Annotated in this window: 17 protein-coding genes; 14 read left to right on the top strand and 3 right to left on the bottom strand. The window is 60.7% G+C overall.

Annotated elements, in window-relative coordinates; all coding sequences use genetic code 11:
• The first annotated feature begins 16 nt into the window (after positions 1-16).
• The 5 genes from BJ928_RS24210 to fhuB are packed head-to-tail and all read left to right on the top strand — an operon-like array spanning position 17 to position 4,890.
• The gene (locus BJ928_RS24210; protein ID WP_047632782.1) at positions 17-610 is read left to right on the top strand and encodes a sigma-70 family RNA polymerase sigma factor; all 594 of its coding nucleotides are present in this window, start codon (positions 17-19) and stop codon (positions 608-610) included.
• 50 nt (positions 611-660) lie between these two features.
• Positions 661-1,134, top strand: a complete 474-nt coding sequence (locus BJ928_RS24205; protein WP_047632851.1) for a GNAT family N-acetyltransferase — start codon at positions 661-663, stop codon at positions 1,132-1,134.
• 60 nt (positions 1,135-1,194) lie between these two features.
• Entirely contained in the window at positions 1,195-2,007 is an 813-nt protein-coding gene (locus tag BJ928_RS24200; protein WP_052227766.1) for an ATP-binding cassette domain-containing protein, read from the top strand.
• Positions 1,997-2,902 carry an iron-siderophore ABC transporter substrate-binding protein gene (locus tag BJ928_RS24195; RefSeq protein WP_047632780.1) on the top strand — a complete coding sequence of 302 codons (906 nt, stop codon included), beginning with the start codon at positions 1,997-1,999 and terminating at the stop codon, positions 2,900-2,902. The genes BJ928_RS24200 and BJ928_RS24195 overlap by 11 nt, the downstream gene beginning before the upstream one ends.
• Positions 2,899-4,890 carry a Fe(3+)-hydroxamate ABC transporter permease FhuB gene (fhuB, locus tag BJ928_RS24190; RefSeq protein ID WP_047632779.1) on the top strand — a complete coding sequence of 664 codons (1,992 nt, stop codon included), beginning with the start codon at positions 2,899-2,901 and terminating at the stop codon, positions 4,888-4,890. Before BJ928_RS24195 ends, fhuB begins: the two co-directional genes overlap by 4 nt.
• A gap of 409 nt (positions 4,891-5,299) precedes the next feature.
• Here fhuB and BJ928_RS24185 read toward each other — a convergent pair whose 3' ends face one another.
• The gene (locus BJ928_RS24185) at positions 5,300-7,483 is read right to left on the bottom strand and encodes a TonB-dependent siderophore receptor (protein ID WP_047632778.1); all 2,184 of its coding nucleotides are present in this window, start codon (positions 7,481-7,483) and stop codon (positions 5,300-5,302) included.
• A 299-nt stretch (positions 7,484-7,782) separates the two neighbouring features.
• On the opposite strand from BJ928_RS24185, the gene BJ928_RS24180 reads away from it, so the two are divergent.
• The 7 genes from BJ928_RS24180 to BJ928_RS24150 all read left to right on the top strand — a co-directional run bounded on the left by BJ928_RS24180 (position 7,783) and on the right by BJ928_RS24150 (position 19,900).
• A complete protein-coding gene (locus BJ928_RS24180; protein WP_047632776.1) occupies positions 7,783-8,685 on the top strand; it encodes an alpha/beta hydrolase-fold protein in 903 nt (300 codons plus the stop codon).
• A gap of 256 nt (positions 8,686-8,941) precedes the next feature.
• Positions 8,942-9,925 (top strand): cellulose biosynthesis protein BcsN, encoded by a 984-nt coding sequence (gene bcsN / locus BJ928_RS24175; RefSeq protein WP_047632847.1) that lies wholly within the window; start codon positions 8,942-8,944, stop codon positions 9,923-9,925.
• 60 nt (positions 9,926-9,985) lie between these two features.
• On the top strand, positions 9,986-12,175 hold the full coding sequence (gene bcsA, locus BJ928_RS24170; RefSeq protein WP_047632773.1) for a UDP-forming cellulose synthase catalytic subunit: 2,190 nt from the start codon (positions 9,986-9,988) through the stop codon (positions 12,173-12,175).
• Positions 12,175-14,676: a cellulose synthase BcsB subunit gene (locus BJ928_RS24165; RefSeq protein ID WP_047632771.1), complete on the top strand. Its 2,502-nt coding sequence runs from the start codon at positions 12,175-12,177 to the stop codon at positions 14,674-14,676. The genes bcsA and BJ928_RS24165 overlap by 1 nt, the downstream gene beginning before the upstream one ends.
• Positions 14,673-15,722, top strand: coding sequence for a glycosyl hydrolase family 8 (locus BJ928_RS24160; RefSeq protein WP_047632770.1), 1,050 nt, complete (start codon positions 14,673-14,675; stop codon positions 15,720-15,722). Before BJ928_RS24165 ends, BJ928_RS24160 begins: the two co-directional genes overlap by 4 nt.
• On the top strand, positions 15,719-18,100 hold the full coding sequence (locus tag BJ928_RS24155) for a cellulose synthase (RefSeq protein ID WP_047632845.1): 2,382 nt from the start codon (positions 15,719-15,721) through the stop codon (positions 18,098-18,100). Before BJ928_RS24160 ends, BJ928_RS24155 begins: the two co-directional genes overlap by 4 nt.
• A 270-nt stretch (positions 18,101-18,370) precedes the next feature.
• Positions 18,371-19,900, top strand: coding sequence for an altronate dehydratase family protein (locus BJ928_RS24150; protein WP_047632768.1), 1,530 nt, complete (start codon positions 18,371-18,373; stop codon positions 19,898-19,900).
• A 12-nt stretch (positions 19,901-19,912) separates the two neighbouring features.
• Here the strand turns inward: BJ928_RS24150 and BJ928_RS24145 are convergent, their stop codons facing one another.
• Both BJ928_RS24145 and BJ928_RS24140 read right to left on the bottom strand, forming a co-directional pair.
• Positions 19,913-20,908, bottom strand: a complete 996-nt coding sequence (locus tag BJ928_RS24145) for a GntR family transcriptional regulator (protein WP_047632766.1) — start codon at positions 20,906-20,908, stop codon at positions 19,913-19,915.
• Positions 20,909-21,140: 232 nt separating this feature from the next.
• On the bottom strand, positions 21,141-21,782 hold the full coding sequence (locus BJ928_RS24140; RefSeq protein WP_047632764.1) for a dihydrofolate reductase family protein: 642 nt from the start codon (positions 21,780-21,782) through the stop codon (positions 21,141-21,143).
• A gap of 144 nt (positions 21,783-21,926) precedes the next feature.
• On the opposite strand from BJ928_RS24140, the gene BJ928_RS24135 reads away from it, so the two are divergent.
• Both BJ928_RS24135 and BJ928_RS24130 read left to right on the top strand, forming a co-directional pair.
• A complete protein-coding gene (locus BJ928_RS24135) occupies positions 21,927-22,283 on the top strand; it encodes a metalloregulator ArsR/SmtB family transcription factor (RefSeq protein WP_047632762.1) in 357 nt (118 codons plus the stop codon).
• On the top strand, positions 22,267-22,746 hold the full coding sequence (locus BJ928_RS24130; RefSeq protein ID WP_047632761.1) for an SRPBCC family protein: 480 nt from the start codon (positions 22,267-22,269) through the stop codon (positions 22,744-22,746). The genes BJ928_RS24135 and BJ928_RS24130 overlap by 17 nt, the downstream gene beginning before the upstream one ends.
• Positions 22,747-23,048: the final 302 nt, after the last annotated feature.

Below are 23,048 nucleotides of genomic sequence, written 5' to 3'. Positions count from 1 at the left end.
TCAGCGAGAGCCCGACATGATTGCCAACCATTCGCAGTCGACTTCCAATGAGCAACTCCAAACAGCACTTCACGCCTATCCGAAGCTCCTCTCCGTCGCGCGCAGGATTACAGGCTGCATGAGCCTGGCCGAGGACGTCGTGCAGGAAGTTCTCCTGCAGCTGGTCTCCAAGCCGCTCAAGGAAGATATAGCGGCGCCAGCGCCCTATGTGATGCGCATGGTTCGCAATCTGGCGACGGATTATATGCGCCGCCTGCAATATGAGCGCGGCCTATTCGTCGAAGAGGAAATCGGCGGCAACACCTCGACCTACGGAAGCCCCGAGGAACATCTTCACGAGGCTGAGGCCTACAAGGCATTTCGCTGCACAGTCGAAGCCATGCCCGCCAGAACCCGAAAGTTCTACGAGGAGCATTATTTCGACGACGTTCCCCAGAAAATCATCGCCAGGGAGGCGGGCGTATCCTGCGCCCTGGTTTGCGGCCTTTTGAGAGAGGCGCATTCGCGCTGCCTCGCCGCAATCTCACTCGAAAGCGACCGTGAATGCGCTGCTCGCGGCGATCACAGACGGAACCGATCGACACGGGTACGGGAGATAAGGGCGGGATGATGGGCAACAGCCATCATCCGCGCGACCATCGCCGGAAAGAGGAAGAACAGATGCAGGAAGCCGTCGAGATAACCCAAGCAAAGGGTAGGATCTGTCGCGACATCATGTCCGAACTGTCGGATTGGTTCACCGATCGCGATGTCATCGAGGCCTGTGCGAAGGCCGTCGAGACCCTCCCCATGTTCGCCTGTGTTGAGGCCGATACCATTGCCGGCTTCGTGGCGCTGCGTGCGCATCCGCCGGCGGCGATGGAGATCCTGGTCATTGCGACCCGCCGCCGATACCATCGTAGCGGCATCGGCAAAAGCTTGCTGTCCGCGGCCGAGGCATTTGCACGATCTTCCGATTGCAAGCTCCTGACGGTAAAGACGCTCGCGCCGCGCGGCAGGAACGAACCGCAATATGAAAAGACGCGCGCCTTCTACGACAGAAACGGCTTCATCCGCGCCGAAACATTCCCGACGCTCTGGCGGGAAAGCGATCCATGTCTCTTCTTCGTCAAGCCATTGACCTCGATCAACTAACCCGGCCGCTCCACCGGCAACAAGCATCTCAGGAAGCCGTATGCTTCAGCAGGAACCATGATGAAAGACGATAGGACTATTCGAAACGGCCAGCATCACACCACGGTCTTCGCAACGGAGGGCCTGCGTTTCGAGGTCGACGGCAAAACCATCCTCCATCCTCTCGATATCAGCTTCAATGCGGGGGAGATTTCCGGTCTGATCGGTCATAACGGCTCCGGCAAATCCACGCTGATCAAGTTGCTTGCCCGACAGATTCAGCCGACAGGCGGCCGCATCCTCTATGATGGGGTTGCCGCCGGTTCCTATGATATGCGCGCCTTTGCGCGTGCAGTCGCCTACCTGCCGCAGGACACCAGCTCAGCCGCGGGAATGACGGTCGAGGAACTCGTTGCCTGCGGGCGCTACCCCTGGCACGGCGCACTCGGCCGCTTTACCGATCTCGACCGGGAAAAGGTGGAGACCGCGATGAAGCTGACCCATGTCGATACCCTGGCGGGCCGCATGGTGGACACGCTGTCAGGCGGCGAGCGCCAGCGTGTCTGGATCGCCATGCTGGTCGCCCAGGACAGCCGCTGCCTGTTGCTCGACGAGCCGACCTCGGCGCTCGATATCGCCCATCAGATGGAAATCCTCGGGCTCGTGCGGGAGCTTTGCCGGACGAAGGACCTGAGCGTCATTCTCGTCCTGCACGACATCAATGTCGCCGCGCATTTCTGCGACCATCTGCATGCGCTGAAGCAGGGCCGCCTCATTGCTGCGGGTCCCTCGCCGAGCCTGATGAAGGCAGAGACGCTCCACATGATCTACGGCACCAATATGGGCGTCACCGCTCATCCCGTGCATGGAACGCCGCTTGCCTATGTCATCTGAACGCGGCCTTGAAAACCTCACGCTATCGCGCCGCACGCTGCTTGCCGCGGCGGCGCTTCTTGCCGTTCCACGAGTAGGAATGGCCGCCGAAACCATATCCGGGCCGATCGTTTCCCTCGATTACGGCCTGGCATCGACGCTGCTTGCGCTTGGCGTCACGCCCGCCGCCATCGCCTCTCTTGCCGATTGGAACACCTGGGTCGTCGAACCGAAGATGCCGGCCGGCGTCATCGACCTCGGCACCACCAGCGAGATCAATCTCGAGGTCCTGGCAAGCGTCAAGCCGGCGCTGATCTTGACAACGCCTTATCTCGCCCCGTTGAAACCGCAGCTCGAAGCAATTTCGCCCGTCATGGAGCTGACGATCTATGCAGAGGGCGGCGAGGCGCTGCAGCGCTCCATTGCAGCCACACGGCTGCTCGCCGACGCAATCGGCCGGCGCCCCCAGGCGGAGGATTTCCTTGCCCGGTCGGAACGATTCTTCGATGATTGTGCGAGCCGGATAAAGAAGCTCGATCCGCCGCCATTGGCCCTCATCAACTTCGTCGATACGCGCCACGCCCGCATCTACTGCGGGGCGGGCCTCTACCAGAATGTCATGACCAGGATCGGCCTCAAAAACGCCTGGACCGGAACCGGCGATTATTGGGGCTTCGAAACGATCGGGTTGGAGCAATTGGCAACCCTCGATCAAAACCTGCGCCTGATCGCATTCGAGCCTCTGCTACCGCCCAACGTGCTCGACACTCTGCAGGACAGTCCATTGTGGACCAGCCTTCCTTTCGTGAGGGCCGGACGCGTATCCGTGCTGCCGGGCACCTTGATGTTCGGCATGGTGCAGGAGGCAGAGCGCTTCGCGCGCACCCTGCTCGATCATCTGGAAAAATTCGCATGAACCGCATCGAAACAAACAACGCCCTCGGCGCCCCGGCCGTGGCTCTGACGCTGTTCGCGCTTGCCGGCCTACTTGCCTGGCACCAACTGGCTCCGGACTTTTCCCGTCTGTTCCAGCAGGAGGCGGGCTACGATCCGCAGCGCCTGCTTCTGCTCTATTCGACCCTGCCACGAATTGCCACCGCGTTGCTGGCGGGTGCCGCCCTGTCGCTGTCGGGAAGCCTGTTGCAGCAGGTGCTGCGCAATCCGTTGGCCTCGCCCTCGACGCTCGGCATCTCTGCGGGAGCCAACCTCGCACTCGTCGCCGTCATGCTGGCTTTCCCCGCACTTCAGGGCCTCAGCCGCGATGCCGTTGCCCTGTTCGGCAGCGCCGCGGCCGCTGCGGTCGTCTTCCTGATCGGCGCAAGACGCGGCTTTTCGCCTCTGGCTCTCGTGCTTGCCGGCCTGATCGTCGGCGTCTGGAGCGGCGCGCTTGCCGCCATTCTCGTCCTGATGAACGATCGTTACCTCTCCGGTCTGTTTATCTGGGGGGCAGGATCGCTCGCACAGCAAAGCTGGACCATTCCGCTTTCCCTTCTCCCGAAAATCGCCATGCTCTCCGTCGCCGCCTTGCTGATGGCCCGGCCGCTGTCGCTGATGGAGCTCGGCGACAGCGGCGCGAGCGGCCTGGGCCTTTCGGTAAGACGCACCCGCATTGCCGCGGTCTGCGTTGCGATCGCGCTTGCCGCCATCGTCACCAGCGCCGTCGGCGTGATCGGCTTTATCGGCCTCATCGCACCGCGCGTCGCCCAGCTCGCTGGCGCCCGGCACATGAAAAGCCAACTAGTCTGGTCTCCCCTCATCGGCGCGGGATTGCTGCTATTGACCGATGAGGCCCTTGTGCTGCTTTCCGGAGCCTCTTCGACCTTCCTGCCGACGGGCGCCATTACCGCACTGCTCGGCGCTCCGTTGCTGCTTCTGATGCTGCCGCGTCTGAAGGCCGTTCAACGCAGCGCACCAGCTCCATCACCGAACGCAATCCGCGCTCCTCGCTCAACCCGATCCCTCTTGTTTGCATCAATCCCTATGCTCGTCCTGCTGCTGGCTGCGGCGTCCTTCTTCGGGCGCGCACCGGATGGGACCTGGAGCTTGCTTGCCTATCTTCAATGGTCCGACGTGCTGCCCTACCGCCTGCCGCGCATCGCCGGCGCCTTTACCGCCGGCGCAATGCTCGGCGTCGTCGGCGCGATCCTGCAACGGCTCAGCGGTAATGAGATGGCAAGCCCGGAGGTTCTCGGCATCTCCGCAGGCGCCACGCTTGGCGTCACCGCCGCGCTCTTTCTGCTACCCGCCCCCGGCATGGCCGCTCAATTGGGCTTTGGAGGTCTCGGCGCTTTCGCCGTTCTCATCGCCATCTTCCTGTTCGGCATCCGCTCCGGTTTCGCGCCCGAGCGGGTGCTTTTGACCGGCATTGCGCTCGGCGCCATGCTGGACGCTTTCATCAGCGTACTTGCCGCCAGCGGCGACCCGCGCGCGATGATCGTGATGCAATGGATGAGCGGATCAACCTATCTTGTTGATACATCGAAGGCAGTTTCTTCGACCGTCGCTGCGGCAATAGGCCTTGCACTCGCGTTTCTGGCCTATCGTTGGCTCGACCTGCTGCCGCTCGGCCCGCAGGCAGCCCAGGCAATCGGCATTCGCGTCAATTACGCCCGAGGCTGCCTCTTTGCCCTGGCTGCCGCGATGACGACTGCCGCCACCCTCGTCGTCGGTCCCTTGAGCTTCATCGGCCTGATGGGGCCGCATCTGGCGCGCGAACTTGGCTTGCGGCGCGCGGCTCCGCAGCTTGCCGGCGCGGCGCTTGCAGGCGGCAGCCTCATGGTGCTCGCGGATTGGTTCGGTAGAATGATTGCCTTTCCCTACCAGATGCCCGCTGGTCTGGTTTCGGCCCTCGTCGGTGCCCCGCTGCTGCTTGTATTGCTGATGAAACGACGCAGAACCGCATGACCGCGAGCCACGGCAGTTCATTGTCCGAAGCACTCCTTGGGAACCGCGGATCAATCAGGGGAAGCGCTTTCCTCTTTGAGCCGGACGATTGCTTCGGCAGCCAGAGCACCTCCGTTCTAAACGGAGTTGCGGAAATGCCCTATCTCTTTGTTATCTAGCAATTCCGGACGCAAAACCGCTTCGCACTTTTGCAGGAATTGTTTGCCAAGGCGAACCGGGCGGATATCGGATGAAGCGAGCGGGTTCTTCCAAGTTCCGCATAGGCAAATTCGGATTCGTGTACGCGTGCTCGGTCTTGGCGGAGCCGGGAACTCGATGGGAAAGCACGAAGGAAGAGGAATGAGGCCCTCGATGGGCGACCTTTGGGACGAGAACGGGCGCCGCAGGGAAGACGGCGCCCGCAGAAAGCTTACCAGCGATACTTCAATGACGCCGTGATGTTGCGGCCCTGTCCAAGGTAGCAATAGCCAGCGTTGCAGACCGTGTCGCGGCGGTTGGCGATGTTGCGGACGTCGAAGGATGCTGTCAGACCTTTGTATTTCTTGTCGATCGCACCAAAATCGTAAGAGACCGCCGCGTCCAGATAGGTGCTTGCGGCATTCTTGGCGGTGTTGTCCGTGCTGGTATAGTTTTCGCCGCTATAACGGATGCCGGCGCCGACCCTCAGGCCGTTCGCAGCCGAATCCTCCTGGAATGTATAGTTCGTCCACAGGCTGGCGATGTTCTGCGGTGTAACAGCAGGTGCGTTGCCAGCATTGTCGCCCCGGGTGATTTCGGAGTGATTGTAGGAATAGGCTGCAATCACGTCCCAGCCATCGGTGATATTCGCCCTGGCTTCCAGCTCGATACCCTTGTTGGTGACTTCACCAAGTGAAGCATAGACCGATGTCAGAGGGTCGACCAGAACAGGCTGGTTCTTTTCGACGAGATGATAGGCAACGGCCGACAGCAGAATATCAGTGCCGGGCGGCTGGTATTTTACACCAAGTTCATATTGTTCGCCCTTCTTCGGATCCAGGATACTGCCCGATGCCGATCGCTGGGTGACCGGATTGAAGGAGGTCGAATAGCTGGCGAAGGGCGCTATGCCGTTGTCGAAGAGATAAAGCACGCCGGTCTGGACGGAAAATGCGCTTTTATCGAGCTTGTCGCTCGTCGCTGTTCCGTCGGAGAGCGATGTCGTCTCGCTCGACTGCTTGACCCAGGTCTGGCGACCGCCGAGCGTAAAGCGCCACTTGTCGAGCTCGATCTGATCGAGGGCATAGGCGCCGATCTGCTGGAGGCTGGAGTTGGTCGCGCTGGTATAGGCAGGCGTCGGACCGGACACCCCGTAGGTCGGGTTGTCGATATCGAAATCATAGGCGGGATCGACCGATCCCATACCCAGCTTGAAGCTGTCGTTTACATGGGTGTAGTCCAGGCCGAACAGCATGGTATGGGCGGCCGGGCCGGTATCGAACTTGGCTTCCAGCTGGTTGTCGATCTGGAACACATTCATCGAGTCCCCGATCGCTGTCGGGTAGCGTTGGGCGACGTCCCCCACCCAGTCCAAGGTGCTGAGATAGCGCGCCTTCAGATCCAGATGGGAGTAGCGAAGGTTCTGGCGGAAGGTAAAGCCGCCATCGAACTCGTGCTCGAATTGATAGCCGACCTGCTGCTGCTTGGTCCTTTGATAATCGTAGTCCGGATCGCTGTCGCGGAAATCGAGGATGTTGCCGTCGGGGCCGATCATCGCACCGACATTCGCATCGGTCTCCGTCGATTGCGCCGAGCCATAGACCGTAAATTTGGTCGCCTCATCGGGTTTCCAGGTGAAGGACGGCTGGATGAGATAGCGGTCGTCGGCAATATCGAAATTGGTGTCGCCCTTTCGCGCCAGACCGACGATACGATACAGCATGCTGTCATCGTCCTGATTGACCCGGCCACCGAAGTCGAACATTGCCTGGGCGCGGTCCGATGTTCCATAGAGGGCGCCGACCTCCCTGATGGTCTCATCCGTCGGCAGCTTTGATATCATGTTGACGATGCCGCCCGGAGAGCCTGCGCCGTAAAGCACCGATACAGGCCCCTTGATGATCTCCACCCGCTCAAGCGCGTAGGGATCGGTGCGGAACATGGCATAGTTCATGTAGGGCAGCCGCAACCCGTCAAGATAGCTGCCATCGGTCGTGATGTCATTGCCGCGGATGATGATCTGATCGAAGCGCGGGTCGAAACCATATGCGCCAGTCTGGACGCCGGCAGAATAACGCACCGCCTCGGTGATATCCTGCGCGCCGCGCTCATCCAGCTCTTTCCTGGTCACCACCGAAACGGATCGTGGGGTCTCGACCAAGGGTGTATTGATCTTGGTGGCACCCTGGCTCCGCTTCGCCGTTATGGTCGCATTGTCACCTTCCGAGCTTGACTGGCCGCTGACGATGATCGGTGCAAGCTGCGTCGCATTACCACCGTTGGCGTCGGTCGAAGAATCCTGCGCATAGGCGTTTCCGCTCAAGGCAAACACCGTGGCAAGTGCCGTCGCACTGCTTGCAATGCGGATTCGGCTACGTGTCAAATTATTGATATAATTATACGATCCTTGCTTCATCAGCCCTTTTCGCCTACCCGTTTCTGAAAAAGATGGCGCAAATTAGTTCGCAGGTGCACTCGACGTCAAGAATACATGATTAAAAGAGTCATATTTTACGCTGATTTCTATTCCGCTGTTGCAGAACGGCCTTCCGGTCGAGCGGCGAGGCGTGAGGCACAACTGACAATTAGGTTCAGCGGCGCGTCTTGACTGCTTGTCAGATCATGTTCTTCATAATATGAGAAATTTTGTCATATTTCTTCAAAAGCGGTGCCCTTCGCTCTGGCATCCCACATCATCGGTCAGCCGGAGAGGCCATGTCCCACATCCCGTCACATCATGCGGCCGCCGCGCCGACGCCGGTCACGCTTGCCGGCTGCACGTTTGCAGATCTGAAGTTCGATAGTGCCGATCGGCCGCACAGGATCTTTGTCTACCGCCCGGACATGCCGGCCCCGCCTGAAGGGTGGCCCGTTCTCTATTTGACCGATGGCAATGCCTGTTTTGCAACAGCCGTCGATGCACTGAAGGTACAGGCAAGCTATCCAAACGGGACAGACGTGGCGGAAGGCGTGATCGTCGCCATCGGATATCCGACGGATGAACCCTATGACCCGCTTCGCCGCTCCTGGGATCTAAGTCCGCCGCCCGGACGGACCTATCCGCCGTTTTACCCCGACACACCGGATGTACTGACCGGCGGCGCGGAGCGCTTCCTCACGCTGATCGAAACGGAGCTCAAGCCCTGGATAGCGCAGCAGGCGCCGATCGACCGCTCGCGCCAGTCGCTTTTCGGCCACTCGTTCGGCGGCCTATTCACGCTCTATGCGCTGTTCAGGAAACCGGACGCCTTTGCTCGTTGGATTTCGGCAAGTCCGGCGATCTACTGGGAGGACGCCGCAATCCTATCAATGGAAAGCGAATTCCTTGATAGACACAAGGCGCCTTTCGATGTGGAGCTGCATCTTTCCGCCGGTCAATATGAAGGCGAGACGCTCGCGCCCTTCCACAAGGGCACTGCCGAAGAACAGAAACGACAGGAGCGCGCGCGGGAAACGCGCACGATAGAGCTTGCCCGCGATATGGCCGGGAGATGGGCCAAACTGGCGTCATCAGCAGAAACGATCACCTTCGAGGAATACCCCGGAGAAAACCACATGTCGGTCCTCCCGGTCGCGCTGAACAGGGCCGTACAGATCGCTTTTCGTAGAATGAAATAGATCTAAAATTCATAGGCTTGCCGCCTGGAGTTGCGGCAAGCTCTTCGGCTATGTGTCATCGGTCGTGCAATCGATGCGGCGCGGCGCGTTGGCCAAGTATTTCCTGCCATTTCCGGACAGCCAATCGGCCAAAGTTAACCCTTGGTTAACCATAATCACCTTTATTTGCTAAAGTGAATACAAGGGCTTGATTCCAAAGAGCATCGCGCAATTTGCCGATGAATGCGAACACACACGATTGACGCGATCCCATAAGATGCATGTTTCAAAAACGATAGCGTTGATAAGTTTGGCCTGCCTCGGCGCTGGTTGCACGACAACCGGACCGGTTCGTCAATCGATCGGCGTGGAAACGGTAGCGAGCGACAAGGCGCTGGCCTTTCCGCCACCCGGCGGGCCGGCGATCGTCAATGTGGTCGAGCGCAGGCATGCCAAGGACGTCGAGCAGACGATTGCGCTCTCCACCTCCTCTTCCGTTTCCGGCCAGAACTTCCTCAAGGTCCAGTTCCTCGGCATCACAGGTTCCAATCCGGGGCTCGGGAGCAGACCGTACAACACGATCAACGATCGGGCGATTGCGCGGGAAATGGCAGCGGCCGTTCCCGGCGTGCGGCTTGCCCGCTCCGCGACCTTCGTCCAAAACAATTACGGACCTTTCGGCTACGCCTCCGGCCAGAGCCGAGCCGGCGATACCTGCCTTTATGCCTGGCAGCAGGTGAAAGCCGGCTTTGCGCCACCGCAGGAGCAGCGCAATTTCGGCATGGTGCAAGTACGCATCCGGCTCTGCGATGCTCGCGCGACGGAACGCCAGCTGTTGAGCACGGTCTACGGCTATACGATCGCCGGGCATTTTGCCGGCGCGGCGCTCAATCCTTTCGGCGCGCCACGCGGCGCCGATGCCGTTCTCGGCAAGCCCGGAGAGATCGTCTATCCCGACGCCGCGCCCTATCGCACCGCGCCGATCAGCATCGGTTATCAGAACCGGCCTGTTGTGACGCGTCCCGCCATCATACGCCGTCCGATCATCACGCAGCCGCCACCTCAGGCAGCGCCTGCCCTGCCCCCGATGATCGGCCCGCGTGTGCCACTGCCGGACGGGCAGAATGACCCATCGCAGACGAATGGCGCAAACGGCCCGAGTTCGATGGTCGTGCAGCCGCGCGTAAATACTGCGAGCAATATTGTCGTGCCTTTACCGGACTGTAACGGAGCGACTGGCATATCTCAGGCGTGCCGCTAGCAAACGGCGCCGCTTGGGGGCGCCAGGATGGCGTCTGGCAATACCTTTGAAGGGACACCGATGCAGAAAGCTCGCAGCATCTTGATATGGGCCGTGATAGCGCTTTGCGGGATCGTGCTGATCACGCTGCCGGTCAACCTTCAAACCCAGCTGATCGCCAGCACCGTGGTCGTCACCCTGATGGCGGTCATCAAGATCCTCAAGCGCCAGGGAACCTGGCGGCTGGTAGCGCTCGCCTTCGGTACAGCGATCGTACTGCGCTATGTCTACTGGCGTACCTCATATACGATACCGCCCGTCAACCAGCTGGAAAACTTCATCCCCGGTCTGCTGCTCTACCTCGCCGAAATGTACAACGTCGCGATGCTGATGCTCAGCCTCTTCATCGTCGCAACTCCGCTGCCCTCGCGCACGACGCGTGCCGCCGAGACGAAGCATTTCCCGACCGTCGACGTCTTCGTGCCCTCCTACAACGAAGATACCAATCTTCTGGCCAATACGCTTGCCTCCGCCAAGGCGATGGATTATCCCGCCGACAAGCTCAAGGTCTGGCTGCTCGACGACGGCGGTACCGCGCAAAAGCGCAACTCGACCAAGATCCTGGAATCGCAGGCCGCAATCGCTCGTCATGACGAACTCAAGCGGCTTTGTGTCGATCTGGACGTTGAATATCTGACGCGCGAGCGCAACGAACATGCCAAGGCCGGCAACCTCAACAATGGGCTGGAGCATTCGAGCGGCGAACTGATCGCCGTTTTCGATGCCGACCACGCGCCGGCGCGTGACTTCCTGCGCGAAACCGTCGGCTACTTCGAGGACGACCCGAAGCTCTTTCTCGTCCAGACGCCGCACTTCTTCATCAATCCCGATCCGCTGGAGCGCAACCTGCGCACCTTCGACAGCATGCCGAGCGAGAACGAAATGTTCTACGGCATCATCCAGCGTGGCCTCGACAAATGGAACGCCGCCTTCTTCTGCGGTTCGGCCGCGGTCCTCAGCCGCAAGGCGTTGCAATCGCAGAGCGGCTTCAGCGGTATCAGCATCACGGAAGACTGCGAAACCGCGCTCGCGCTTCACGGTGCCGGCTGGAACAGCATCTATGTCGACAAGCCGCTGATTGCCGGCCTGCAGCCGGCGACCTTTGCGAGCTTCATCGGCCAGCGCAGCCGCTGGGCGCAGGGCATGATGCAGATCCTGCGCTTCCGCTTCCCGCTGCTGAAGCGCGGCCTGACGCTGCCGCAGCGGCTCTGCTACATGTCGTCGACGCTGTTCTGGCTGTTTCCGTTTCCGCGCGTCATCTTCCTGTTTGCGCCGCTCTTCTATCTCTTCTTCGATCTCGAAATTTTCACGGCTTCGGGCAGCGAGTTCCTCGCCTACACGCTTGCCTACATGCTCGTGAACCTGATGATGCAGAACTATCTCTACGGATCGTTCCGTTGGCCGTGGATTTCCGAGCTCTATGAATATGTCCAGACGGTGCATCTCCTACCGGCCGTCGTCTCGGTCATGCTCAATCCACGCAAGCCGACCTTTAAGGTCACGGCCAAGGACGAGTCGATCGCCGTCAGCCGGCTTTCAGAGATCAGCCGCCCGTTCTTCGTCATCTTTGCCGTGCAGATCATCGCGCTGGCAGTCACCATCTACCGTATCTATGCCGAGCCATATAAGGCCGACGTCACGCTCGTCGTCGGTGGCTGGAACATCATCAACCTCATCCTTTCCGGTTGCGCGCTCGGCGTCGTCTCCGAACGCGGCGAGCGTGCCTCTTCGCGGCGCGTCAGGGTCGATCGCCGCAGCGAGTTCGGGGTCGACGGACGGTGGAATTCCGCATCGATCGAGGATGTCTCCGTTCATGGCGCCAGACTGAACGTCTTCAACAAGGATCTGGAACCGGTCAAGATCGGCTCGGAAGGCATCATACGCTTTCAGCCCTATAGCGGCGCCGACATGGTGACCTTGTCGGTCGTGGTCCGCAACGTCGAGCAGATGGGGGATCTCACGGCCATCGGCTGTCAGTATATTCCAAGGGGCGCAGCCGACCACCGTCTGATTGCCGACCTCGTCTTCGCCAATTCCGATCAATGGACGAAATTCCAGCAGGCACGCAGGCGCAATCCCGGCATCATTCGCGGAACTTTCTGGTTCCTGAGCATGTCGCTCTACCAGACCAGCCGCGGTTTGATCTACCTTTTCAGGGGGGTAGGCTCGGATCGCTCACAGCAACGGTCTGATGCGAAGGCGAAAAGCTGATGAACCGCGTGCTCCCCGCCATCCTGCTGCTTTTTGGCGCCGCTGCCGCGCAAGCGCAGACGCCGTTCGACATGTCCGGCGAGCGTCCGCAAGGCTCCTCACCGCCCGTGCCCCAGATTGTCGTGCCGCAAACCGCAGAGCCGCCCAAAGCGATCGTGCCTGCGATCACGCCTCCGCAGACAGTTGCGCCACAGAACGCGGCTCCTCAGGCTAACCCGCCACTGGTCATTGCACCGCCGGCAGTCACGCCGCAGACCTCTGCGCCGCAGCCTCAGCCCGCAACGCCTGTCACCCCCGTTCAGACGACGCCTCAGGCGATACCGAAAGTAAAACAGGCGGACGCCGAAACCGCAGCGCCCGGCTTCCGCCGTTACGTCGTTCCCTTCGCGAAATTGCGCTTGGAAGGTGAAACCGATCGCAGATCCTGGTCGATCTATCTGACGCCCGAACAGGCGGCCGCGCCGGCAAAGTTCAATTTTGCCTATCAGAATGCTGTCGTCGTCGCACCCGAGGCATCGCAGCTTACCGTCTTCCTGAACGATCGCGCCGTGCATCAGCAGCAGATCAGTTCCTCGGACAACGAATCGGATATCAGCTTCGACGTCCCGCGCGGTCTCCTGCAACCCGGAGCCAATCTGCTGACCTTCGAGGCGTCGCAGCGGCACCGTGTCGACTGCGATATTCCATCGACGTACGAACTCTGGTCGGATATCGATCCCGCAAGAACTTATCTGAGCTTTGCCGGCCGCGAGGCGGAAAAACTCTCGACCACCGATGCGATCCGCGCGATCGGCGTCGACAGCAGCGGCAAGACGCAGTTCAATCTGGTCGTGCCGGCGCTCGCCCAACCGGGAACGACCAAACCCGTCCTGCGTCTGGCGCAAGGACTGGCGCTTCTCAGCGGAATGCCGAACGAAACCTTCTCGTTCGGCACGGATGCGCTGCCCGCGTCAGGTCCCGGCAAAATGACCGTCGTCGTCGGCACGCCTGCGGAACTGCAGCCCGTCTTCAATGTTCCGGCTTCCGCGCAAAATGGCGCCCTGGCGACTTTTGCAACGGACCCGCGCAGCGGCCAGCAGCTTCTGCTGATCAGCGGCCCATCCTGGCAAGCAATCTCGTCTGCGATCGACATGGTCGTTTCACCGACCGACCGCGATCCCGATAGCCGCCGCGATTTGCTCGTAACCCAGCGTTGGTCGGCGCCGGATGCACCGCTGATCTACTCGGGCACCAGCCTTTCCTTTGAACAGCTGGGTGTCCGGACCACGGAGTTCTCCGGACGACGGTTCCATACCAGCTTCAACGTCGCAATCCCGTCCGACTTCTATGCAAATGCCTATGGCGAGGCCACCATCCTGCTCGACGCGGCCTACGCCAAGGATGTGCGTCCCGGCAGCCATATCGACATCTACGTCAATGGCAGCATCGCAACGACCAAGCCGATTACGGCAACCGGGGGCGGAATCTTCCGGCAATTGCCCATCCGCATCACCATGCGCCATTTCAAGCCGGGGCTGAACACCATCACGCTTGAAGCCATGCTGCTGGCGGAGGAGGATACAGCCTGCGCTCCCGCCGCGACATCGAGCACGACGCCTCGCTTTGCCCTCTTCAACACCAGCCAGTTTACCGTCCCCGATTTCGCAAGGGTTGCACAACGGCCCAATCTCGCCGCTCTTGCCGGTACCGGCTATCCCTACAATCGCGAAACCGAATCGACCTCACTCTTCATCGATCGCGCAGATGTGGACACGCTGTCGGCAACGGCAACGCTGCTCGGTCAGATGGCACTCGTCGCCGGCCATCCGATCACGCTGGAGCCGACCGCCTCGCCGAGCACAGTTGGCACGCGCAATGCGCTGTTTATCGGTTCTGTCGCCCAGTTACCGTCGACGATTCTCACGCAAATGAATATCTCCGCCTCAAGTCAGGTGGCCTGGCGTCCTCCCGCCCCTGGCCAGGGCGGCGCGCCCGAGGCTTCGGTAACGATTGCCGATTGGAACTCCCGCATCAGTGGCGGGTTGCTGCAGGGACAGATGGAGGGCTTCCAGCAATGGATGCACCGCAATTTCGATATCACCCTGAGTTCGCTTCGCTTCATTCCCAGTTCGGAGCAGGTGTTTACGCCGTCGAATGCCAACACCTTCCTGATAGCTCAGGAGGCAAATCCGACCAATGATGCGGCCTGGACCGTCGTCACCGCACCCAGTGCCGGGGACCTGCGCGCTGGCGTCGAGGCCATGACAGCGCAAAACACCTGGTCACAGATCAGCGGCCGCATCACGGTCTATTCCGGCAAGACGGGGAAAATCGATACGGTGCCCATCAGCCGCTTCAGCTTCGTCGTCTCCCAGCCCTGGTCGCTGACGAACTACCGGCTGATTGCGGCAAACTGGCTTTCCAGCAACATATTGTCCTATGCCTTCTTGTTCGTGGTCGGCTGCTTCCTGCTCGGTGTCAGCACGGCGAGCCTTCTTTCCAGGATAGGCAGGCGCGAATGAAACTCCGACGTCTTGTTCTTGCGATCTGCAGCGCTGCCGTTCTGGCGACGGCGCAACCGGTGGCGGCCCAACGCACGGCGATCGATCCACAGGCCTGGATCGCCTACAAGGCGAAGTTCCTCGATACCAACGGGCGCATCATCGATAACGGCAATGGCGGCATCAGCCATAGCGAGGGACAAGGCTATGGTATGCTGCTTGCCTATCTCGCCAACAATCCGGCCGACTTCGAGCAGATCTGGTACTTTACCCGCACCGAACTCCTGTTGCGCGACGATGGTCTTGCCGTCTGGAAATGGGACCCGACCGTTACCCCGCATGTCGCAGACACGAATAATGCCTCCGACGGCGATCTGTTGATTGCCTACGCGCTGGCAGTTGCCGGGTCGGCCTGGAACAACAAGGACTATCTGCGGGCGGCCGCAAGCATGGCCAAGGCCATTCTTTCGCACGTTGTCATCACATCAGGCGGACGGACGCTGCTTATTCCAGGCGTTGACGGATACAGGGCGCCGGGTCGCACGGATGGCCCTATCATCAATCCGTCCTATTGGGTCTTCGAGGCGATTCCCGTCATGGCGCTTCTCGTCCCCTCCGAACGCTGGCAGAAACTCAGCGACGACGGCCTTGCCTTGTTGCGCTCGATACAATTTGGACCACGCAAGCTTCCGGCCGATTGGGTGAGCCTGCGAGCCAAGCCGGTGCCGGCTGACGGCTTTGAAGCTGAATTCGGCTATAATGCCGTCAGAATCCCGCTTTATCTCGCCCGCGCCGGCATAAACGACAAGGCGCTGCTGATGCGCCTTCAGCAGGGAATGACCGTCGAGGGCGATGAGCCGGCGACGATTGACCTCGCCTCGGGCAAGCCGAAGGACCTGCTTCCCGACCCAGGTTATAGAATTGTTAACGATGTTGTGGCGTGTGTGGTGAGCGGAACGAAACTGCCTGCTTCGGTTCGGCAGTTCTCACCATCGCTTTACTATCCGGCCACCTTGCAGCTGTTGAGCCTGGCTTTCGTCACGGAGAAACATCCGGAGTGTTTATAAAATCGACCCTGATCATGGCTTTCCTGGCCGTCGCCGTGGCGGGGTTCACGCTTGCGACGAAGGATAACGATTCACCGGAAGACAAGATCAAGCTGGCAAAGTCGGCACGCCTCGAGCCGCAGATCAACTTGGCCGCCGATACCAGTTTGGGCGGTTCCGGACAGCCGGTCGACCTCAAGGCACTCTCCGACAATATACAGGCGACCGCGCCGTCGTCAGTCCTCGCCGACGCGGCCGATACGCCGCCAGCAAATGCGGCAGCGCCGGGTTCGGTAGCGCAGGCCGCTCCGCAGCAGGCACAACCGCAATCAGCACAACCACCTTCGACGCAGCCGGCAACCGCGGCGCAGCCCGCCAATAGCCAGCCGCAGGTGGATGAAAGTGCATTGCGCTATTTCGCAAGCCGTGGCGACAAGGCACGGCTCCAGGCGGAAATCTCGCGCCTGCAGACGCTCTATCCGAATTGGACGCCGCCGGCGGATCCTCTGGCCATTCCGCAAAATAGCGACAAACAGCTGGAAGCCATGTGGCAACTCTACTCGGAAGGCCGCTATGCCGAGGTGCGCAAGGCGATCGCCGATCGCCAGACAGCCGAATCCGGCTGGCAGCCGCCGGCCGATCTGCTGGAACGCCTGAATATCGCCGAGGCACGCACGCGGCTCGTCAACGCCTCCGACCTGAAGCAGTATCAGACCGTGATCGACATCGGCGCGAGAACGCCGAGCCTGCTGACCTGCAGCGACATCGACGTTCTCTGGCGCGTGGCGGAAGCCTTCATCCGCACCGATCGCGCCGCCCGTGGGCAAGACGCCTATAAATACGTTCTGAAGACCTGCACCAATCCGCAGGAAAGGCTGGCCACCGTCCAGAAAGCAGCGGCTCTGCTGCCCTATCAGCCGATGCAGGATCTTCTGGCGCTCGAAAAGCCCGACGGCAATGGCGGACGTGAATTCGACAGCATAAGGACCGATCTGGCTCGCCGTTTCGTGGCTCAGGGCAATGACGACCCGAAGCTGACGGTCTCGCAGGATTATCTGTCTCAGGTCGAACGCGTCGCCCGCAGCGAAGGCCTTGCATCCGACGATTCGCTCCTCGGCTGGTACTATCTGCGCCGCAGTGATTACGCCGATGCCGAGCAATGGTTCAAGGCCGCGCATGAGAAGGAAGATTCGGCGACGATCTCGCAGGGCCTGGCTCTAGTGCTCATCGCCGACCGCAAGCCGCAAGAAGCTGAAGACATCATGTACAAATGGCGCAACGAGTCCAAGGACGCGATGGCGACCTACCTTGCGGCGACCGCCAACCTGATGGCGCTGCAACCGCCGGCCAGCCTCAGCGAAGACGTTCTCGGCCGTATCGCCAGCGAGATCGTAAAGCAGAAATATGTGCCGACCGCGCAGCAGTTCGGGTGGTTTGCGCGATCGATGAACCAGCCCCAGGCCGCTGCCCGCTGGTTCGAGACGGCGCTGCGCTGGAAGCCCGATGACGAACCCTCCGCCTATGGTCTCGCCATTACGCGCAATCAGCTGAACGACCGCGCAGGCGTTGCCGAAGTCCAACGACTCTGGGCCGGACGTTCACAGCGGATCGCCGTCCTCGGCGAACCGGCGCCGCGCACACCCGTATCGGAGCCGCTGCCATCGCCAAATCAGGCAGTACAGACGATGCCGCAGCAAGGCACGCCGCAGACTGTGGCGCCGCCGATGGTTTCGCAGGTCGCACCGGCAACGCAGACCCACGTCAGCGCGCAAACTCCCACACAGCCGATCGAGCCTGTGCGCCGTGGTCCGTCGCCGGAGTATATCGAGCCGGCGCCACGCGCCCGTCCGGTTATTCGTTCCGTACGGCAGCCGTCAGGATGCAACACCACCGCCAACGCCGAGCTGCTGACGCCCGGCAATGCTCTTGCCCGCGGCTGGTGCCTGATGAACCTCAACCGCCCGATGGAAGCGGTGGAAGCCTTTGGCGTTGCATTGAACAATACCGACGCCAAATCGCGCGAAGAAGCGGCCTATGGCCAGAGCCTTGCCTATCTGCGCGCCGGCCTTGCCAACAACGCAGCGGTGGCCGCCACCAAGGCGCCGATGAACCACCAGCGCGCGGCCGAACTTCAGGTGGCCATACTGAGCGATCGCGCACTTTCGGCCTTTGACGGCAAGCGCTATCGCGAGACGCTTCTCTATCTTGACCAGCGGGCGCAGCTGCAGCAGGAGCGCGTCGACCTCATGGTGCTGCGCGGCTATTGCTACCTCAATCTCAAAATGTACGACGACGCCGAGCGCATCTTCACCGCCGTCGCCGCCACCGGCAATCGCGACGGTAGCCGCGGCTTGCGGGACCTCCAGCTTGCGCTCCACCCGCCGCAGGGCGATTACTGACGTCAACTTTACACCTGCGATGCGTGGAAATCCGTGAGGAGCGACACGTGTTCCAGTGCTTTTCGGAAGCGTTGGGTGCGCAATCAGAGCCGGTGTATTTTGAGAATCGCCGAGATGCGTTTGCGCCAGATTTGCCCGCATCGGTCGGAACCAGCAACATGGCTAGTAGAGAGAACTTGCCTGGCGGCATCGATCGCGCTTGACGCGTCCTTCCTCGAATGATTGTCTATTGCTAGCAATAGACAATCATTCGACCATACGGAATTTTCCATGTCCGACGTTTCCCCCGTCATTCTCCTCAACTCCATCGACGACGTTGCGGTTGCGCGCGTGATGATCCGCGCCGGCAGTCCTACTGGCCTTCCCGGCTTGATCGCCGCGGACCAGATTCCGCGCGGCCACAAGGTTGCAGTTCGCGACATCCAGGCTGGCCAGGAAATCCGGAAGTTCGGCCAGCCGATTGGCGTGGCGACGCAGTTCATTCCAGCGGGTGGCCATGTCCATCTGCAGAATCTGGCGGTGATCGAATCCGATCACCCCTACCAGTTCAGCGTCGATATCGAAGAAGCGGGCATGCTGCCGCAAGAGGACTGTCGGACCTTCATGGGTTTCGACCGCGGCGCCGGCGGCGTCGGCACGCGCAATTTCATCGGCATCATCACCACGGTCAACTGTTCGGCGACCGTCTCCAAATATATTGCCGAGCATTTCAATCGCACCGGGGGTCTTGACGGCTTCGATAACGTCGATGGCGTAGTGGCCCTCACCCATGGCGGTGGCTGTGCGATCAACACGCAGTCCGAAGGCTATCGCTATCTGGCGAGAACTCTGCAGGGGTATGCCCGGCATCCCAACTTCGGCGGCATCCTGATGATCGGCCTCGGTTGTGAAACCAATCAGATCGCGCCCATCCTGGAGCACTACAAGCTCGAGGAGGGAAACCGGCTGCGCACCATGACGATCCAGGATCTCGGCGGCACGCGCAAGACGATCGCAGCCGCGTCGGAAATGATCAAGGACATGCTGCCTGAAGTGAATTCAGCCAAACGCACCGTCCAGCCGCTCTCCGGCATCAAGCTCGCGCTGGAATGCGGCGGGTCCGATGGTTATTCGGGAATCTCGGCCAATCCGGCGCTTGGTTATGCCTCCGATCTTCTCGTGCGCAATGGCGGTACGTCGGTTCTGGCTGAGACCCCTGAGATCTATGGCGCCGAACATTTGCTGACGCGCCGCGCCGTAACCCCTGCAGTTGCTGAAAAGCTGCTGTCGAGAATCGACTGGTGGCGCGACTACACTCGCCGCAACGGCGCCGAACTCAACAACAATCCGTCCTATGGCAATAAGCTCGGCGGATTGACGACAATCCTCGAAAAGTCGCTCGGCGCAGTCGCCAAGGGCGGCTCCATGCCGCTGAAGGCCGTCTACGAGTATTCGGAGATCGTCGACGAGCCCGGCTTCGTCTTTATGGATACGCCCGGCTACGATCCCGTTGCCGTCACCGGCCAGGTCGCCGGCGGATGCAATGTCATCTGCTTCACGACGGGCAGAGGCTCGGTCTCCGGTTTCAAGCCGGCACCTTGCGTGAAGATCGCCACCAACACCGAGATGTACAACCATATGCGTGAGGATATGGACATCAACTGCGGCGACATCGTCAGCGGCGACGACACGATCGAAGCAGCGGGCGAGCGCATCTTCGAGGAAATCATCGCCGTCGCCTCCGGCAAGAAAACGTTGAGCGAGACCTTCGATTACGGCGACAACGAATTCGTTCCCTGGCAGGTCGGCGCGATTACCTGATACCGTTTCACACTATGTGATGAAGCTGTACTCGTCCGGCTGATAATGGTCGCGCATATAGGCGGCGCGCGCCTGCACATTCGGCTGCGAATTGCGGATGTGATCGCGCATCGCCTTTTGCAGTCCCTCTTCATCGCGTTTCCGCATCATCGTGAAGACGCCGATATGTTCGGCAAGGAAAGGCTCATATTCCGGCATCTTGATGCGGCTGCCGACAACATGCTTGCTGAGCGTCAGGATGCAGTGCGTGCGCTTCAGGATGCTTAGAAATTCCTTGTTGGGGCAGGCTTGCAGGCTGCGTTGATGAAGATCGAGCTCGAGCTCATACATCGTCGAGGCGGAGACATCGGGGTAATCCGCAAGCGCTTGCGACAGGCGCAGGAGCATCACATCGACATGTTCAACGGAAATGCCGCCGAGAGCGCTGGATAGCGCCACCGGCTCGATCTGCTCGCGCACTTCATAGAGATCGCGGATACGCTGCGCATCCAGCGGCACGATGGACCAGCGGAAATTGTCATCCTTTTCCGTGATGCCGAGCGTTTCGAGCCTCAGCAGTACATCCCGCGCCACGCCGCGTCCCACGCCGAAATGGCGCGCCAGTTCGTTTTCATTGATGCGATAGCGACCGAAAAAGGAGCGGTAGACGACGATGCGCTCGACATCTTCATAGAGTGCCTGCCAGGCAAACACCGGCCTGTCGCCGCCTTCCTCTAGCAAGCTGCCGAGATAATCGGCGAGCCTGACCCGCTTTGGCAATATCCCCGACTTGCCAACGATGAATCCGCGGCCGTCGAACCGGGCGATCAGCCCGTCCTCGAGAAGCAACTGCAATGCCTGGCGAGCCGGCGCCCGGCTGCTGCCACAGAGATCGGCAAGGGCGGCCTCCGTCAGCACAAGCCCTTCAGGCAGGGCTCCTCCGGCGATTTCCGCTCTCAGCCGGCCGTAAAGCTCTTCATAAAGGCTGACCTTGCGCGAACCGCCGCTTTCCAACCGTGAAACACTCATGCCACCTTGTTTTCCGCCGTGAAAATCGATTGCTCAACGACAACATCGCATAAGCGGCAGAGATGCAACAATTACCCGACAGAATATGGCAATTGATGACGACGTCGTAAGTCCGGATTGATCGGCCGCACCTACGATCGCGTTACTGCCTTACGAAGGAGCGTCAGCCCCCAAGGCCGGCGGCTTGAGAAGCTGGCATCACGGATAGTCCGTGATGCCGCGAAGCACCAGGCTAGCGCTGGAACGTAAGGTGGATGGTGCCGCTCGGCGCGGTTTCTGACTTGACCGCGTAGCCAGCCTCCAGACCACGCAGATCGTCCCACAGGCGTATGCCTCGCCCAAGCAGGATCGGCGTGATTGCAACATGGAGGCGATCGACCAGACCTGCCCTCAGAAAGTCGCGAACAACCGTCGGGCCACCGCCGACGCGCACATCTTTCCCCTTCGCCACGCTGACGGCCTTCCGCAGCACATCGGCTGGAGTGGCATCCAGGAAGTGGAACGTGGTGCCGCCGGCCATCTCCAGGGAGGGGCGAGCACTATGGGTGAGAACGAAGACCGGAACCTGGAACGGCGGCTCTTCGCCCCACCAGCCACGCCAGTTCGGATCGTCCGGAAAATTGTGGAGCCCGAACATGCCGGCACCCATGATTTCGGCCCCGACATTGGTGAAATAGTCTTTCGCATAATCGTCATCGACACCGGTGGTTCCGGCCCCGCTGCTATCCTTGAATACACGCTCGCGGAACGTTCGCGTTGCGGTATAGGCGCCGACCAGACGCGGCCAGTCCTCGCCGAACGGGACCTCGGGCGTCTGATCCGTCGTTGTTGCGAAACCGTCGAGCGAGATCATGAGATCGACACGAACTGCCATTGGAGCTCTCCTTGCGAGTGGATGAGGCAGGCCTGCCCTAAGACAGACCCAAACACTAAGGCATTTACCTTTATATTGGACCAAACACTAAGGCAAGTACCTAATTGTTGTTGACTGGCATCCAAACTCGTTCTACCAATTCACATGCCGTACCATTCGACCCCTCTCGACCTCGCCTTCCATGCCCTCAGCGACCCGACCCGCCGCGCGGTAATATCGCGGCTGGCTGGGGGCGAAGTGCCGGTCAGCGTCCTGGCCGAACCCTTCGACATGGCGCTGCCCTCCTTTGCCCAGCATCTCAAGGTGCTCGAGGATTGCGGGCTCATCGCCAGCGAGAAGCGCGGGCGCAGCCGCTGGTGCCGGCTTGTGCAGGCGCGGTTCGACGAGGCGGCGGACTGGATGATAGCCGAGCGCCGAAGCTGGACCGAACGGCTGGATCGGCTGGAAGCGTATCTGGACAGAACAGCAGAGGACGACGAAGGTCATGGCAAGTCAGTTTGACACTTGGGCGCTCGATCGGGAAATCGTGCTGGTGAAGCTGCTCAACCACCCAAGAGAGAAGGTTTTCGCCGCCTGGATGGACCCTCGAGCGCTGGCCGAATGGTATGGTCCAACCAGCCTTGAAATCGAAAGCCACGAGGCCGATATCCGCGAGGGCGGGATCTGGCGGTTCGACATGGTGGGCATGTTCGAGGGCCAGGCGCGGCGCTTCCCGAACCTTGTGCGCTTTCTGGAGATCGTACCGAACGAGCGAATCGTGATGGACCATGGCACGCCCGATCCGAACGATCCGGACCGCTTCCGCACCACGGTGACGTTCGATGAACAGTCCGACGGCAAGACGGTGCTGACCCTGCGCCAGCTCCACCCGAGTGCGGAGCGGCGTCGCGTCGTCATCGGCTTCGGCGCCGTCGAATACGGGCTGCAGACGCTGGATGGCCTTGCGGCCTGGTTGGACGGATGAGCGCTTGATATCGCCGACTGAGCGGCAAACCCTCACAGCCCTTTGAATTGGGCTTCGATCACGACAGATAGCCACGCCGCTGCGGCTGCGCCGAAGCGGCTCGTGGTTGTCGCATCAAGCACGTGAACTACCGAAGTTTCGCTTGTGTCCAAAGCCAAATACTGCTGCTGACGTCCGCCCGGGCAAGCCTGGCGGGCTGGGCAAATGCAAACCACGCATAGGGTCTGCGAAAAACGGAATTAGGCGCTAGCAAGAGGCGCTGTTAAAGAACCCGGCGAAAATGTGATAGCGGCAGAGCCGTG

The sequence above is a fragment of the Rhizobium sp. WW_1 genome, from assembly GCF_003610155.1.
GTDB classification, from domain to species: domain Bacteria; phylum Pseudomonadota; class Alphaproteobacteria; order Rhizobiales; family Rhizobiaceae; genus Rhizobium; species Rhizobium tropici_A.
Note: the sequence above shows the minus strand (reverse complement) of the source record. Positions and strands in the feature narration are given on the sequence as shown.